Source organism: Microbacterium sp. GXS0129, assembly GCF_044769785.1.
Taxonomy (GTDB): domain Bacteria; phylum Actinomycetota; class Actinomycetes; order Actinomycetales; family Microbacteriaceae; genus Microbacterium; species Microbacterium nymphoidis.
Genome location: NZ_JBIZVZ010000001.1, coordinates 604080 through 616808, shown reverse-complemented (window position 1 = coordinate 616808; position 12729 = coordinate 604080). Strand labels below are relative to the sequence as shown.

14 protein-coding genes are annotated in these 12729 nt (G+C 68.5%); 3 read left to right on the top strand and 11 right to left on the bottom strand.

Annotation, left to right across the window (positions count from 1 at the left end; all coding sequences use genetic code 11):
- Positions 1 to 12: 12 nt before the first annotated feature.
- The 9 genes from ACIQJ5_RS02705 to infA all read right to left on the bottom strand — a co-directional run bounded on the left by ACIQJ5_RS02705 (position 13) and on the right by infA (position 8388).
- Complete coding sequence (locus ACIQJ5_RS02705; RefSeq protein WP_402840654.1) at positions 13 to 3483, bottom strand: fibronectin type III domain-containing protein; 3471 nt, start codon at positions 3481 to 3483, stop codon at positions 13 to 15.
- 167 nt (positions 3484 to 3650) lie between these two features.
- Positions 3651 to 4340 carry an endonuclease/exonuclease/phosphatase family protein gene (locus tag ACIQJ5_RS02700; protein WP_231090565.1) on the bottom strand — a complete coding sequence of 230 codons (690 nt, stop codon included), beginning with the start codon at positions 4338 to 4340 and terminating at the stop codon, positions 3651 to 3653.
- Between the two features lie 49 nt (positions 4341 to 4389).
- Positions 4390 to 5229, bottom strand: a complete 840-nt coding sequence (gene truA / locus ACIQJ5_RS02695; RefSeq protein ID WP_402840652.1) for a tRNA pseudouridine(38-40) synthase TruA — start codon at positions 5227 to 5229, stop codon at positions 4390 to 4392.
- A 147-nt stretch (positions 5230 to 5376) separates the two neighbouring features.
- A complete protein-coding gene (rplQ, locus tag ACIQJ5_RS02690) occupies positions 5377 to 5880 on the bottom strand; it encodes a 50S ribosomal protein L17 (protein ID WP_402840649.1) in 504 nt (167 codons plus the stop codon).
- 33 nt (positions 5881 to 5913) lie between these two features.
- Entirely contained in the window at positions 5914 to 6903 is a 990-nt protein-coding gene (locus ACIQJ5_RS02685; RefSeq protein WP_231090568.1) for a DNA-directed RNA polymerase subunit alpha, read from the bottom strand.
- A gap of 133 nt (positions 6904 to 7036) precedes the next feature.
- Positions 7037 to 7435: a 30S ribosomal protein S11 gene (gene rpsK / locus ACIQJ5_RS02680; protein WP_231090569.1), complete on the bottom strand. Its 399-nt coding sequence runs from the start codon at positions 7433 to 7435 to the stop codon at positions 7037 to 7039.
- Between the two features lie 29 nt (positions 7436 to 7464).
- Entirely contained in the window at positions 7465 to 7842 is a 378-nt protein-coding gene (rpsM, locus tag ACIQJ5_RS02675) for a 30S ribosomal protein S13 (protein ID WP_231090570.1), read from the bottom strand.
- A 139-nt stretch (positions 7843 to 7981) separates the two neighbouring features.
- Positions 7982 to 8098, bottom strand: a complete 117-nt coding sequence (gene rpmJ, locus ACIQJ5_RS02670; protein WP_071644008.1) for a 50S ribosomal protein L36 — start codon at positions 8096 to 8098, stop codon at positions 7982 to 7984.
- Positions 8099 to 8166: 68 nt separating this feature from the next.
- A complete protein-coding gene (gene infA, locus ACIQJ5_RS02665) occupies positions 8167 to 8388 on the bottom strand; it encodes a translation initiation factor IF-1 (protein WP_013583992.1) in 222 nt (73 codons plus the stop codon).
- A gap of 259 nt (positions 8389 to 8647) precedes the next feature.
- On the opposite strand from infA, the gene ACIQJ5_RS02660 reads away from it, so the two are divergent.
- Genes ACIQJ5_RS02660 through ACIQJ5_RS02650 form a run of 3 tightly spaced genes read left to right on the top strand, consistent with a single transcriptional unit; the run spans position 8648 to position 11025 of the window.
- Positions 8648 to 9067, top strand: a complete 420-nt coding sequence (locus ACIQJ5_RS02660) for a YciI family protein (RefSeq protein ID WP_402840642.1) — start codon at positions 8648 to 8650, stop codon at positions 9065 to 9067.
- A gap of 14 nt (positions 9068 to 9081) precedes the next feature.
- The gene (locus tag ACIQJ5_RS02655; protein ID WP_402840639.1) at positions 9082 to 10350 is read left to right on the top strand and encodes an RNA polymerase sigma factor; all 1269 of its coding nucleotides are present in this window, start codon (positions 9082 to 9084) and stop codon (positions 10348 to 10350) included.
- A 39-nt stretch (positions 10351 to 10389) separates the two neighbouring features.
- Positions 10390 to 11025, top strand: a complete 636-nt coding sequence (locus ACIQJ5_RS02650; protein WP_402840637.1) for a class I SAM-dependent DNA methyltransferase — start codon at positions 10390 to 10392, stop codon at positions 11023 to 11025.
- A 7-nt stretch (positions 11026 to 11032) separates the two neighbouring features.
- Here ACIQJ5_RS02650 and ACIQJ5_RS02645 read toward each other — a convergent pair whose 3' ends face one another.
- Both ACIQJ5_RS02645 and ACIQJ5_RS02640 read right to left on the bottom strand, forming a co-directional pair.
- A complete protein-coding gene (locus ACIQJ5_RS02645) occupies positions 11033 to 11482 on the bottom strand; it encodes a hypothetical protein (RefSeq protein WP_402840634.1) in 450 nt (149 codons plus the stop codon).
- A gap of 28 nt (positions 11483 to 11510) precedes the next feature.
- Entirely contained in the window at positions 11511 to 12695 is a 1185-nt protein-coding gene (locus ACIQJ5_RS02640; protein WP_402840631.1) for an MFS transporter, read from the bottom strand.
- Between the last annotated feature and the right edge of the window lie 34 nt (positions 12696 to 12729).

Below are 12729 nucleotides of genomic sequence, written 5' to 3'. Positions count from 1 at the left end.
GTCATCGTGGGATCAGCTCGTCGCACGGCGCCGAGCGATGAGCACGGCTCCTCCGAGAGCGATGATGGCCACGGCGAGGGCGGCCATCCCCGCGGCACCGCTGCCGTCCTGACCCGTCGTCGGCAGCGCCGAGGTCGGGGCCGGCGTGGACGGCTTCACCGTCGGGATCACGGGCGAGGTCTCCGTCGGCGTGGGCGACGGCGTCACGGTCTCCGTGGGCGTCGGCGTCACGGTTTCCGTGGGCGTGGGCGACGGCGTCACCGTCTCCGTCGGAGTCGGCGTCGGCGTCGGCGTCGGCGTCGGCGTCGGGGTCACGGTTTCCGTCGGCGACGGCGTCGGCGTCGGGGTCGGCGTCGGGGTCACGGTTTCCGTCGGCGTCGGCGTCGGCGACGGCGTGACCGTCCGTCCGATGCCGTGCCACTCGGTGCTGGCCGACGCGCCGTTGTCGGCGGAGGCCGTCGCGTGGTTCACGTACGGGCCTTCGCCCACCGGCCCGCTGGCAGTGAAGTCGACCGAAGCGCCGGCCGCGAGCGTGCCATCGAAGCCGTTCGGCGCGGCGACGGTGACCTGGTCATCGACCAGGGTGACGCCGGTGGCCGCCACGTTTCCAGTGTTGGTGATCGTGTACACCCACTCCACCGTGTCGCCGGCGTCCACCGTGACCGCGTCCGAGGCGGTGGTCGCAATGACGCCGTTGCCCTTCTTCACGATCGTGAGACCGGTGGTCGCACCGAAGCCGTGCCACTCGGTGGTGGCTTCGGGCACATCCTGCGCGGTCGCGGTGGCGTGGTTCACGTAGGGACCCGCGGCGATGGGACCGGAAGCGGTGAACTCCACGCTCTCGTCCGGCCCGAGCGTTCCGGTGAACCCTGCTGGCGGCGTCAGCGAGCCGAGCTGGTCATCGGTGACGGTCACGCCGGACACCGCGGTGTTGCCCGCGTTCGTGACGACGTAGGTGAAGTCGACGGAGGTTCCCGCGGGGACGACGTGCGCGTCCGACTCCGCGGTGGCCACGACGTCATCGCCCTTCTTCACGATGGTCAGCCCGCTGGTGACACCGAAGCCGTGCCACTCGGTGACCGCGTCCGCGACCCCGTCGGCGGAGGCCGTGGCGTGGTTCACATACGCTCCGGCCGGAACCGGCCCCGAGGCGGTGAACACCACGTGCGCGCCCGGCGCCAGCGTGCCGTCGAAGCCGGTGGGCGAGAGCACGGTGATATCGGTGGCAGCGACCTGATCGTCGACGAGGGTGACATCCGTCGCGGGGACGTTGCCGGTGTTGGTGACGGTGTACGTCCACGTGACGGTGGAGTCCGCCGGCACCTGAACGGCCGAGTCGGCCGTCGTCGCGACGGCGTCGTTGCCCTTCTTCACGACGGTGAGGCCGGTGGTCTCGCCGAATCCGTACCAGTCGGCCGTCGCCGGCGGCTGAGCAGTCTGCGTTCCGCTCTCGCGCCACTGCACGGTGGCCGTGTTGTGGTAGTCGCCTGCCGGGATCGGACCGGTGGCGGTGAACGTCACGTCCTCGGTGGGCGCGAGGGTGCCGGTGAAGCCCGCGGGGGCGGCAACGTCACCGAGCACGCTGTCCGCGAGGGAGGTGATGTCGACGGGGACGTCCCCGGTGTTGGTCACCGTGTAGGTGAACGTCACCGTGGTCCCGGCGGGCACGTGGAGGGCGTCGTCCGCCGTCGGAGCGGCAACGGCGTTGCCCTCCTTGACGACCGTGATCGCGGGGTGGGTCACGGGTGCCGCCACAGGGGTGGTCATCCAGTCGCCGTTGCCCGCCTCGTTCCAGGCCGACACCCGGAACTGGTAGGTGCGGGCGGGATCGAGTCCTGTGATGGTGGTGGTCGCGTTCGTGTCGACGGGTGTCGCGACAACCGCCCACGTCGTTCCGCCGTCGGTCGACTGCTCGACCACGTAGTCGCGAACGGGCGCCTGCGAGTCGGCCGTGACGCCGGTGGGCAGCGCGGCCCACGTCAGGGTCGCCGACGTCTTCGTGACGTCGGTGTACTGAGCGGCGAGCGCCGTGACCGGGTCGGGCGTGCGGGCGAAGATCACGACGCGCGTGGCGTTGGTGCCCTCGGAGACCGTCAGGTACATGAACCCGCGCTTGTCGAATGCGATACCGCGGACGTTCTGCACCTGCCCGTTGCCGGTACCGGTACCGAACGCCGGGAACTGTCCCTTCGGGGTGCCGTCAGCGGCGAATATCTTGATCGTTCCACTGCGCTGTCCGACGTAGATGTCGCTGGTGCGCGGCTCGACCTGGATGGTGAAGGTGGCGTGCGTGGAGCCGTCGCCGGTCGCCAGCGTGCCGATGCCGATCGTGTTGAGCACCGTGCAGCGATCACGCGTGGATCCGGCCGGGTTCGCGACGGATTCGGTGGTGCAGGAGGTGGGATCGATCCGCTGGATGAACGTCCGGTTGCCCGCGCCCGGGTCGATGTAGCCCACCAGCAGCGTTCCGTCGGCGGGGTCGACGGCGATCGAGTAGGGCGAGCGGTAGCCACCGTCGCCGGTGTACGCGGTGCCGGCGGGCTGGTTCAGGTAGATGTTGCGGACGAAGGTGCCGTCGACGCGGTACTGCTTGAGCAGCTCCGGGGTCTGGCTGGTGACGATCATGTCACCGTTCTTCATGCGCGCGATCCCGACCGGGTAATCGAAGGCCGCAGGGTCGTTGCGGTTGCTCCACGTGGTTCCGCTGGGCCAGGTGGTCTGACCCAGCGCGCCGGCCTCGGTGCCGTCGGGGTTCACCATGCGCACCGCGTGATTCGCGTGTGCGAGCCACGTGTAGCCCGCGTCGGCGTCCATCGCCCAGGCGGTGCCGGCGTCCGTGACCGCGACACCGCGCACACCTCCGAAACGTCCGGACGGCATCGTGGTCCCGTTCAGCACCTGCGCATCCGCGAGCGCGGCGTAGTTCGCTCCGACGCCGGCGTTCTGTCCGGCGGCCACCGCGCCGTACGTTCCATCGCCCTGGTACTGGCCGCGCGACCAGTCCGCTGCGGAGTCCATCGGATAGTGGTTCAGGCGGGACTCGCCGACGTAGCAGGCGCCCGGCGCCTTGAAAGTGCCACCGCTCAGGGAGCAGACGAAGGAGTTCGTGGTCCACACGATCTTCGCGCTGTCGGTGACCCACAGGCTCTCATCCGCCGGGCTGACGGCGACGCCGTAGCTGAACACGTAGCCGGTGGAGCGGGTCTTCACGTCCCCCGCGTACCCCCACAGCCCCGATCCCCGGGCCTTGCCCGCGGTGGTCGGCACGCTCGTGATGCCCGCCGGGGTGGAGGAGACCGAGGGATCGGCGACGACGGCCTGCGCCGGTCCGGCCGAGCCCAGTGCAACCGCACCGCCCGCCAGAAGCGCGACCGTCGCCAGGGCGGCGCCCCACCGGTGGGCGAGTCGACGCAGCGGTGCCGCGGCGGGCGCTGATCCCTCCCGCTGACGTTTCATGGTGCGACGAATGACGGACTGACGCATGCAGTTCCCCCCGGAATGATGCGTCCCCGGCGAGGAACGCGACTCACGATCGGGATCGAGCAGCGGCGGCGTGCGGGTTCACGCCAGGCGGGGACGAAGTCACATTAACAGCGGTCGCCGAGCGCGCGGAAGGGGTTCCGCAGAGATTTCATCCGCGATTCGTCCGCTCAGCCCACGGCACGGTAGGGAGCGCGCGCCGCACAGGTCACCAGAATCGGCAGGTGATCACTCTCGCCCTGCGGCAGCGTGTGGACGGCCTCGACGGTGAGTCCGACCGCGGTGGCGAAGTCGTAGTAGCCCCGGAAGAAGCGATAGCGGGTGTATGTCCGAGCGTCGCTCATCACCAGCTCATGCCCGTCCGCGCGCATGCGTCGTGACAGGTCCTCCTTGAAGACCGGATAGTTGTAGTCGCCCACCATGAGCTTCGGGATTCCGGCGCCCAGCCGGTCCAGCTCGCTCAGCGCGGTGCGGATCTGGTGGCGACGCAACGAGTTGAGTGCGGTGAGCGGCGCCGCGTGGAACGAGGCGATGATCACCTGCGACCCGCTGTCGATGTCGTGCAGCAGCACCCCGAGAACCCGCTCGTGAGCGGGTCGCAGCACGCGGTCGTGCAGGGACTTCTTGAGCGCGAGGGTGATGGTGCCATCACAGCGGAAGGCGCTCCTGCGGTAGTAGACCGCCAGCCCCAGCCGGTTTCCCCGGGTGGCATCGGCCAGGGCAAGCCCGCCGATCTGCTCGGGGATGTCGGCCGTGTCGGCCTCCTGGAGGCACAGCACATCGGGATCGTGGGCGTCGACGAGCGCCGCCAGCTCGCCGGCTGCCCGGTGCTTGCGCAGGTTGTAGGAGATGACCTTCATGTGCCAACCAGGGTAGTGCCCGCCGCTGTCGGCGGGGTGAACGTCAGCCTCAGATCTCGCGACGAGCGCGCGTCTGTTCCGCGCGGGAGGCCAGCAGGTTGTCCGCCGGATAGCCCACCTCGGCCAGGGTGAGACCACGAGCCACGAGGACGGGAAAGGCGCTGGTGCGCTCCCCGGCTTCGCGCAGGGTCACGACGTCCTCGGGCTCCAGCCGCCCCGTGCCGACCGCGGCGCAGGCGCCCACCAGGGCGCGCACCATGCTGTGGCAGAACGCATCGGCGCGGAGGTGTGCGATGAGGGTGCCGTCCGCGGTGCGGCGCCAGTCGTATTCGAGCAGCGTGCGGATGGTCGTGGCCTCTTCACGGGGCTTGCAGTAGGCGGCGAAGTCATGCAGTCCGATGAGCCGCGAGGCAGCGTCGTTCATCCGGTCGATGTCATGGGTGCCACGCACCATCGTCGTGCGATTGCGCTCGAACACGTCGTATCCGCTGACATCGTCGGCGAGGCGGTACTCGTATCGACGCCACACCGCGGAGAAGCGCGCATCGAATCCCTCCGGAGCCCGCGTGACAGCCCGGACGTCCACGTCGGCATACGGCCCGAGCACACCGCGGAGCTTGTCCGCGAGACGCCCGACGGCGTCGCGCTGGTCGTTCGCGCGGCGCGCCAGCACCCGTGCTTGCTGGCGGTCATCAAGGTCGACGTGCGCGACCTGGCCCGACGCATGCACACCCGCGTCGGTACGGCCCGCCACCACCAGCGCGGCGGGCGATCCGAGAATCTTGCCGAGCGCGCCTTCCAGCTCACCCTGCACGGTCCGAAGCCCCGGCTGCTTCGCCCAGCCGCGGAAGCCGCTGCCGTCGTAGGCGATGTCCAGGCGCAGTCGCATCCCTCCAGCGTACCGGCCGCCGCCATCGGTCTCGCGGGTCATCGCCGCGCGAGTGACGATCATACCCGGGAACGACGAATCACCACGCGGGAACGACGAAGGGGCCCCGCGTGAGCGGGACCCCTTCGACTGCTGTGGCAGTACGACTTACTTGTCGGCCTCGGCGGTCTCCTCGGCAGCAGCCGCGGGAGCCTCCTCGACGACCTCAGCCTCAGCCTCGGCCGGAGCCTCGACCTTCTCGGCCTTCTCAGCCTTGGGGGCGGCCTTGGTGCTGGCCTTCGCCTTCTTGGTGACGGGCTCGAGGACGAGCTCGATCACGGCCATGGGGGCGTTGTCACCCTTGCGGTTGCCGATCTTGGTGATGCGGGTGTAGCCACCCTCGCGCTCGGCGACGAGCGGCGCGATCTCCGCGAACAGGATGTGCGTCGCGTTCTTGTCGCCGATGACGCTCAGCACGCGACGACGAGCGTGCAGGTCGCCACGCTTGCCGAAGGTGATCAGACGCTCAGCCAGCGGACGCAGGCGCTTGGCCTTGGTCTCGGTGGTCGTGATCGACTTGTGCGTGAACAGCGCAGCGGCCAGGTTCGCGAGCAGCAGACGCTCGTGTGCGGGACCGCCTCCGAGGCGGGGGCCCTTGGTGGGCTTAGGCATGGTGAATTACTCCAGAGATGAAAAGGGGTGAGATCAGATCGCGTCGTCTTCGTAGCCGCTGTAGAAGTGGGCGCCGTCGAAACCGGGCACCGAGTCCTTCAGCGACAGGCCGAGAGACGTGAGCTTGTCACGGACCTCGTCCACCGACTTCTGACCGAAGTTGCGGATGTTCATGAGCTGGGTCTCCGACAGAGCGACCAGCTCAGACACCGTGTTGATGCCCTCGCGCTTCAGGCAGTTGTAGGAACGAACCGACAGGTCCAGGTCCTCGATCGGCATCGACAGCTCGTTCGAGAGGACGGTCTCGACCGGCGCGGGGCCGATCTCGATACCCTCGGCCTCGACGTTCAGCTCGCGGGCGAGACCGAACAGCTCGGTGAGGGTGCGTCCCGCCGAAGCGACGGCATCGCGCGGGGCGATCGCCGGCTTGGTCTCGACATCCAGGACCAGCTTGTCGAAGTCGGTGCGCTCACCCGCACGGGTGGCGTCGACGCGGTAGCTGACCTTGAGGACGGGCGAGTAGATCGAGTCGATCGGGATCTGACCCGCCTCGGCGTACTCGTTACGGTTCTGCTGAGCCGAGACGTAACCGCGGCCGCGCTCGATGGTGAGCTCCAGCTCGAACTTCGCGGTGTCGTTCAGCGTTGCGATCACGAGCTCGGGGTTGTGCACCTCGACGCCCGCCGGAGCGGAGATGTCCGCTGCCGTGACCTCGCCCGCGCCGGTCTTGCGCAGGTAGGCGGTGATCGGCTCGTCGCGCTCGGAGGAGACGACCAGCTGCTTGATGTTCAGGATGATCTCGGTGACATCCTCCTTCACACCCGGAATGGTGCTGAACTCGTGCAGCACGCCGTCGATGCGGATGCTCGTGACGGCCGCTCCCGGGATCGAGGAGAGGAGGCTGCGACGAAGCGCGTTTCCGATGGTGTAACCGAATCCGGGCTCCAGCGGCTCGATGATGAACCGGCTGCGGAACTCCCCGATCTTCTCCTCGGTCAGAGTGGGACGCTGTGCAATAAGCACTCTGTGTTCCTTTCGATCAAGTGCCCGCTATATGACACTTGCGGTGGTGAGGTCTTGAGTTGTGATCGCCCCGATCATGATCGAGGCGGGAAGCCTGCGCCGCGCCGGGGGTCACCCGGCGCGGCGAGAGGACTCAGACGCGGCGACGCTTCGGGGGACGGCAGCCGTTGTGCGCCTGCGGGGTGACGTCGGAGATCGAACCGACCTCGAGACCCGCGGCAGTCAGCGAACGGATGGCCGTCTCGCGACCCGAACCCGGGCCCTTGACGAAGACGTCGACCTTCTTCACGCCGTGCTCCTGCGCGCCCTTGGCGGCAGCCTCGGCAGCCATACCAGCGGCGTACGGGGTCGACTTGCGCGAGCCCTTGAAGCCCACGCCACCGGACGAGGCCCACGCGATGACAGCGCCGGTCGGGTCGGTGATGGAAACGATCGTGTTGTTGAACGTCGACTTGATGTGGGCCTGGCCCAGCGCGATGTTCTTCTTCTCCTTGCGACGCGGCTTGCGCGCGGCAGTCTTGGGTGCAGCCATGTGCTTCTCCTAATCCTTGCCGCCGCTGATCAGCGGCCGGCCTTCTTCTTGCCGGCGACGGTCTTCTTCGGACCCTTGCGCGTGCGGGCGTTGGTCTTGGTGCGCTGTCCGCGAACCGGGAGACCGCGGCGGTGGCGGAGACCCTCGTACGAACCGATCTCGACCTTGCGGCGGATGTCGGCTGCGACCTCACGGCGGAGGTCACCCTCAACCTTGTAGTTGGCGTCGATGTAGTCGCGCAGCGAGACGAGCTGGTCGTCGCTGAGGTCCTTGACGCGGATGCTCTCGTCGATGTCGACCTGCTTGAGGATCTCGACCGAGCGGGTACGGCCGATGCCGTAGATGTAAGTGAGTGCGATCACCACGCGCTTGTCGCGCGGGATGTCGACGCCGGCAAGACGTGCCATGCGGTTCTCCTAGGAGTGGTGGAGGTGTGGAGCAGGATCTGTGCTCGGGCCTCCGACCCGAGGTGTCCCCCACGAATGGGTTGTTGTTCCTGCCTGGATATCTGTGTTCAGTTGTCAGAACCGCGCCGGAGCGCGGGTGTCAGCCCTGGCGCTGCTTGTGACGCGGGTTGCTCTTGCAGATGACCATGACGCGGCCGTGACGACGGATCACGCGGCAGTGGTCGCAGATGGGCTTGACGGAGGGATTGACCTTCATGGTGCTTCCTTATCGCTGTCTTCGTACCGGGATCTCTCCCGGCCGTTACTTCCCGACCGGATGGTGGATCAGCGGTAGCGGTAGACGATGCGGCCACGCGTGAGGTCGTAGGGGCTGAGCTCCACGACGACACGGTCTTCGGGGATGATGCGGATGTAGTTCTGCCGCATCTTTCCGGAGATCGTAGCCAGCACCTTGTGCCCGTTGGTGAGTTCGACGCGGAACATCGCGTTCGGCAACGCCTCGGACACCGTGCCTTCGATTTCGATGACACCGTCTTTCTTAGCCATACACTCGCTGACGCTCAGCAGACCGGTCGGTCTGCGGTGGATGATGGATTGGTGTCAGAGACACGCCAATGAAGGCGCAAGACACCAAAGATTGATACTACGTGATATCCACAGGCCTCGCAAATGCCCTCAGCCTGCTCCCAGGCGCGGCGGTCCACCTTTCTTCGAAGATTTTCGGCCACCATGTCGATCCGGACGTTCCCCGTTCGACGTCTTCAGTGAGAGGGTCGAGAAGCGTCCCCCAGAAGGAGAAGAACCGATGAAGGTCATGCTGATCATGCGCGCAACCGACGAGGCCGTCGAGGCGTACAAGGAGATGCCGTTCGAGGAGGTCATCGAGAAGATGGGCCGCTTCAACGAGGAGATGATGAAGGCGGGCGTGCTGCTCGCCGGCGACGGGCTCGCCGACGATCCGGCCAACGCCTTCGTCGTGGACTTCTCCGGCGATGAGCCGCTCGTCACCGACGGCCCGTACGGCGAGACGAAGGAGCTGTTCAACGGCTTCTGGATCCTGCAGGTGGCCGATCGCGAAGAGGCCGTGCAGTGGGCCAAGCGCGTTCCACTCGGCCCGGGCCCGAAGATCGAGGTGCGCCGCGTCACCGACGAGTCCGACTTCCCGGCCGACAACGAGTGGATCGAGAAGGAGGCGGGCTGGCGCGAAGAGCAGTCGGCTCGCTGAGCGCGGATCCCGCGATGACGACGCAGGAGACGGCCGGTGCGGTGGAGTCAGCGCACCGCGCCGTCTCCGCGGCGTGGCGCATGGATGCGGCCCGCATCGTGGCGACGCTCGCGCGGTACACCGGGGACTTCGCGCTGGCGGAGGATCTGGCCCAGGACGCCTTCGCCGATGCGCTGCGGCAGTGGCCCACGGACGGCATTCCACACAACCCCGCGGCGTGGATGACGACCGCTGCGAAGCGCAAGGCAGTGGACGGCTGGCGCCGCAGTGAACGCTATGCGGACCGGCTCGCGCAGATCGGCCAGGAGCTGCGTGAAGACACCGGCGATGATCTTCCCTGGGATCCCGACGTCATCGACGACGATGTGCTGCGCCTGGTGTTCATCGCGTGCCATCCCGTGCTCGGCCGAGAGGCGCAGGTGGCCCTCACACTGCGCACGGTCGCGGGTCTGGAGACGGAGCAGATCGCCCGAGCCTTCCTCACCCCCACCGCCACGGTGCAGCAGCGCATCGTTCGCGCGAAGCGAGCCCTCGGCGACGCCGGAGTCGCCTTCGAGACGCCGACGCGTCAGGAGTGGGGTGCGCGCCTCAGCACGGTGCTCGGGGTGGTCTACCTCATCTTCACGGAGGCACACGCCGCCACGGATGGTGACGAGATCCTCCGCCCTGAGCTCGCCCGCGAGGCGCTTCGGCTCGGCCGCATGCTCACCGCGCTTCTGCCCCGGGAGCCTTCGCCCTGGGGACTTCTGGCGCTCATGGAACTCACGGCGGCGCGCTTTCCAGCCCGCACCGGTGCGGACGGCTCCCCGGTTCCCCTGGAGGAGCAGGACCGGCGACTGTGGGATCGCTCGGCGATCCTCCGCGGTCGTGCCGCGCTGAAGAGAGCCGATGCCCTGGGCCGCGGGCGTGGGGCGTACGCGCTGCAGGCGGCCATCGCCGAGCAGCACGCCGTCGCGACGGACGTGGCGAACACCGACTGGGACGTCATCGTGCGCTGCTACGACGGGCTGGTGGCGCTCTCCGGTTCTCCGGTGGTGGCACTCAACCGTGCTGTGGCCGTCTCGATGCGCGATGACCCGGAGACCGCACTCGCCCTGGTCGACGAGCTGGCGGCGGACCGGCGGCTGGCCCATTCGCATCTGCTGCCCACGGTGCGGGCAGAACTGCTCTCCCGGCTCGGACGGCGCGAAGAGTCCGCAGCGGAGTTCGATCGCGCCGCCCAGCTCACTCAGAACGCGCGCGAGCGCGCGTACTTCCTCGCCCGGGCGGCTCGCCGGCCCTGACCCGGCGTCGATGTCGGTGGCCGTGCGTATCGTCGCGGCATGGACGATCTCGCCGCGGCCCAGCAGCTGTACGACACGGTGGCCGACTCGTACGCCCGGCTCCTCCCTGATGCCTCGTTCGAGGCAGCGGAGGATCTCGCGATGATCGCGCGGTTCACCGCGCTGCTTCCCTCCGACGCGCGGGTGCTGGATGCCGGATGCGGCACCGGCCGGATGCAGCCGGTGCTGCGGGAGCTTCTGCCCGCCCACCGGGCCACCGGCGCGGATCTGTCCGAGGAGATGCTCCGTCATGCCCGGGCCGCGCATCCCGGCACCCGGTTCGACCGCGCTCCCCTCGCGGCGCTCCCCTATCGAGACGGCAGCCTCGACGGCGTGCTCGCGTGGTACTCGATCATCGATACCGCGCCCGCGGCCCTCGACGCCGTCTTCGCCGAGTTCCGGCGCGTGCTCACGAACGACGGAGTCCTGCTCCTCGGCTTCCAGCACGGCAGCGGCGAACGCCGTCGCAGCGAGGCGTACGGTCACGCGGTGGAGCTCCGGGCACATCTGCATTCCGTGGAGAAGGTGTCGTTCGCCCTGGAGCAGGCCGGGTTCACGCCCGTTGAGGGCTTCGTCCGACCCGCACGCTCCGGCGAGGCGCAGGATCAGGGCTTCGTGCTAGTCCGTCGGGCCTGACCGTGGGTCAGTTCGCGTCGCTGACAACAGACACGACGACCGCCTGATCGAATCCGCTGACCCATGTGGAACTCAGTTCGGCTTTGGTCACGCCGCGGAGCGATTCCCCGAAAACGGAATCGTGCTCGGCGCTGTCGCAGGTCACGTCGAAGGTGTTCGCAATGGTGCTGTCTGCCCCACGCAGCTCGAAACTGACGCTCGCCTTGCCCTCCCCGAAGCAGATCGCGCGGACCGCCGTCACACCAGCGCGCATCTCACCGAGCGTCACGCTGCCTCCGTCGGTGTTCTGCGAGCTCAGGAAGAAAGTCCCCGAACCGAGGGAGCCGGGGCCGCTCCGCACGACGTAGTCTTCGGCTTGCTCAGACAGCAGGTGGGCATCCACTTCACTCGCGGGCGCGCAGGCCGTCAGCCCGAGGAACGCGGCTAGGACGAGAGGCAGCAGGGCGCGACGGTGCATGTGCTGACCGTACCCGATGCGGAGCGCCTCATCCTGCCGCCGACTCCGGCCCCGACCGCCGCAGGGCGCTCCAGCCGAGCGTCGCGGACGCCGCCGAGACCGCGCCGAGAAGGGCCAGGGCTGCCGGGAGGGTCCACGCCGTCGCGACGGCGCCCACGAGAAGCGGGCCACCGGCGTCGCCGATCTCCCGCCCGAGCTCAGCGCTGCCCATCGTGCGCCCCATCCGCTCGTGCGGTGTCACATCGGCGAGATGAGCGAAGGCCAGCGGTGTGACGGTGCCAGTCATCAGCCCGAATGCGGCAGCGGCGATGAACATCGTCGCCACGCCGGGCGCCAGGGCGAGAAGGACCAACGCGACAGCGGCAAGCAGCAGTCCGGCTGCGCTCCCCGCGCGCGTCGAGATCCTCCCATCGTCACGCCACCGACCCACGATCGGCTGCACGACGGTGGAGACGAGCGCCAGCACCGCCACGGCCGCGGCCCCGAGGAGAGGCGGGAGGGAGAGGCGCGTGGCGAGCAGGGGCAGGAAGCCGACGCCCACACCGATCACCGCCGTGCTCGTGGCCAGCATCAGCGTGGGGATCAGAAAGCCCCGCGCGGTGACCTCGCGGACGAGATCAGCGAGGGTGACGCGCGTGCGTGGCAGCACGGGGAGCGAAGGCATCGCGAGAGCCACCCACACCGCCGCTCCGATGGCGAGGGCTCCGAGCATGGCGTACACGGCCGAGATCCCCGCCCACTGCGTGAGCGCGATACCGAGGAGCGGTGCCAGCACGTATCCGAGGCTCTTCCAGGCGCCATAGCGGCCGAAGTAGCGACCGAGGCGCTGCTTTCCGGCAAGGCGCGCGACCGAAGCCGACGAGGCCGGCGAGAAGGCGGATGCCGCGGCCCCCTGACCGAGGCGTGCGAGTGCGAGAACGAGAACGGTGGGCATCACGAAGGCGACTGCTGATGCGACGGCGAACGCGACGAGCCCGCCGATGATGACGGGCTTGGCGCCGATGCGATCGCTCAGCGCGCCGAAGAGAGGCTTCAGCACGACCTCTGCGAGGTCGTAGAGCGCGAGCACCAGCCCCAGCCCCAGCAGCGACATGCCGATCTCGTCGTTTTCCGCACCCAGCACCGAGGCGACGCCGTGCGCGCCGAACGCCGTGGTGAAACCGGCGAGATACAGGGGTGCGAGACCGCGCGGAGCGGTGGGTTCATTCGTCACAGCGAACAGAGTAACAGCCGTTACATGCTGCGAC

What these genes read in the sequence shown, in the direction of transcription:
- rpmJ (WP_071644008.1), bottom strand. Translation starts at nt 8,098, where the DNA reads ATGAAGGTCAATCCCTCCGTCAAGCCCATCTGCGACCACTGCCGCGTG.
- truA (WP_402840652.1), bottom strand. Translation starts at nt 5,229, where the DNA reads ATGCGACTGCGCCTGGACATCGCCTACGACGGCAGCGGCTTCCGCGGC.
- rplQ (WP_402840649.1), bottom strand. Translation starts at nt 5,880, where the DNA reads ATGCCTAAGCCCACCAAGGGCCCCCGCCTCGGAGGCGGTCCCGCACAC.
- ACIQJ5_RS02655 (WP_402840639.1), top strand. Translation starts at nt 9,082, where the DNA reads ATGACGACGCAGGAGACGGCCGGTGCGGTGGAGTCAGCGCACCGCGCC.
- rpsM (WP_231090570.1), bottom strand. Translation starts at nt 7,842, where the DNA reads ATGGCACGTCTTGCCGGCGTCGACATCCCGCGCGACAAGCGCGTGGTG.
- ACIQJ5_RS02660 (WP_402840642.1), top strand. Translation starts at nt 8,648, where the DNA reads ATGAAGGTCATGCTGATCATGCGCGCAACCGACGAGGCCGTCGAGGCG.
- ACIQJ5_RS02700 (WP_231090565.1), bottom strand. Translation starts at nt 4,340, where the DNA reads ATGAAGGTCATCTCCTACAACCTGCGCAAGCACCGGGCAGCCGGCGAG.
- ACIQJ5_RS02650 (WP_402840637.1), top strand. Translation starts at nt 10,390, where the DNA reads ATGGACGATCTCGCCGCGGCCCAGCAGCTGTACGACACGGTGGCCGAC.
- ACIQJ5_RS02705 (WP_402840654.1), bottom strand. Translation starts at nt 3,483, where the DNA reads ATGCGTCAGTCCGTCATTCGTCGCACCATGAAACGTCAGCGGGAGGGA.
- ACIQJ5_RS02645 (WP_402840634.1), bottom strand. Translation starts at nt 11,482, where the DNA reads ATGCACCGTCGCGCCCTGCTGCCTCTCGTCCTAGCCGCGTTCCTCGGG.
- infA (WP_013583992.1), bottom strand. Translation starts at nt 8,388, where the DNA reads ATGGCTAAGAAAGACGGTGTCATCGAAATCGAAGGCACGGTGTCCGAG.
- rpsK (WP_231090569.1), bottom strand. Translation starts at nt 7,435, where the DNA reads ATGGCTGCACCCAAGACTGCCGCGCGCAAGCCGCGTCGCAAGGAGAAG.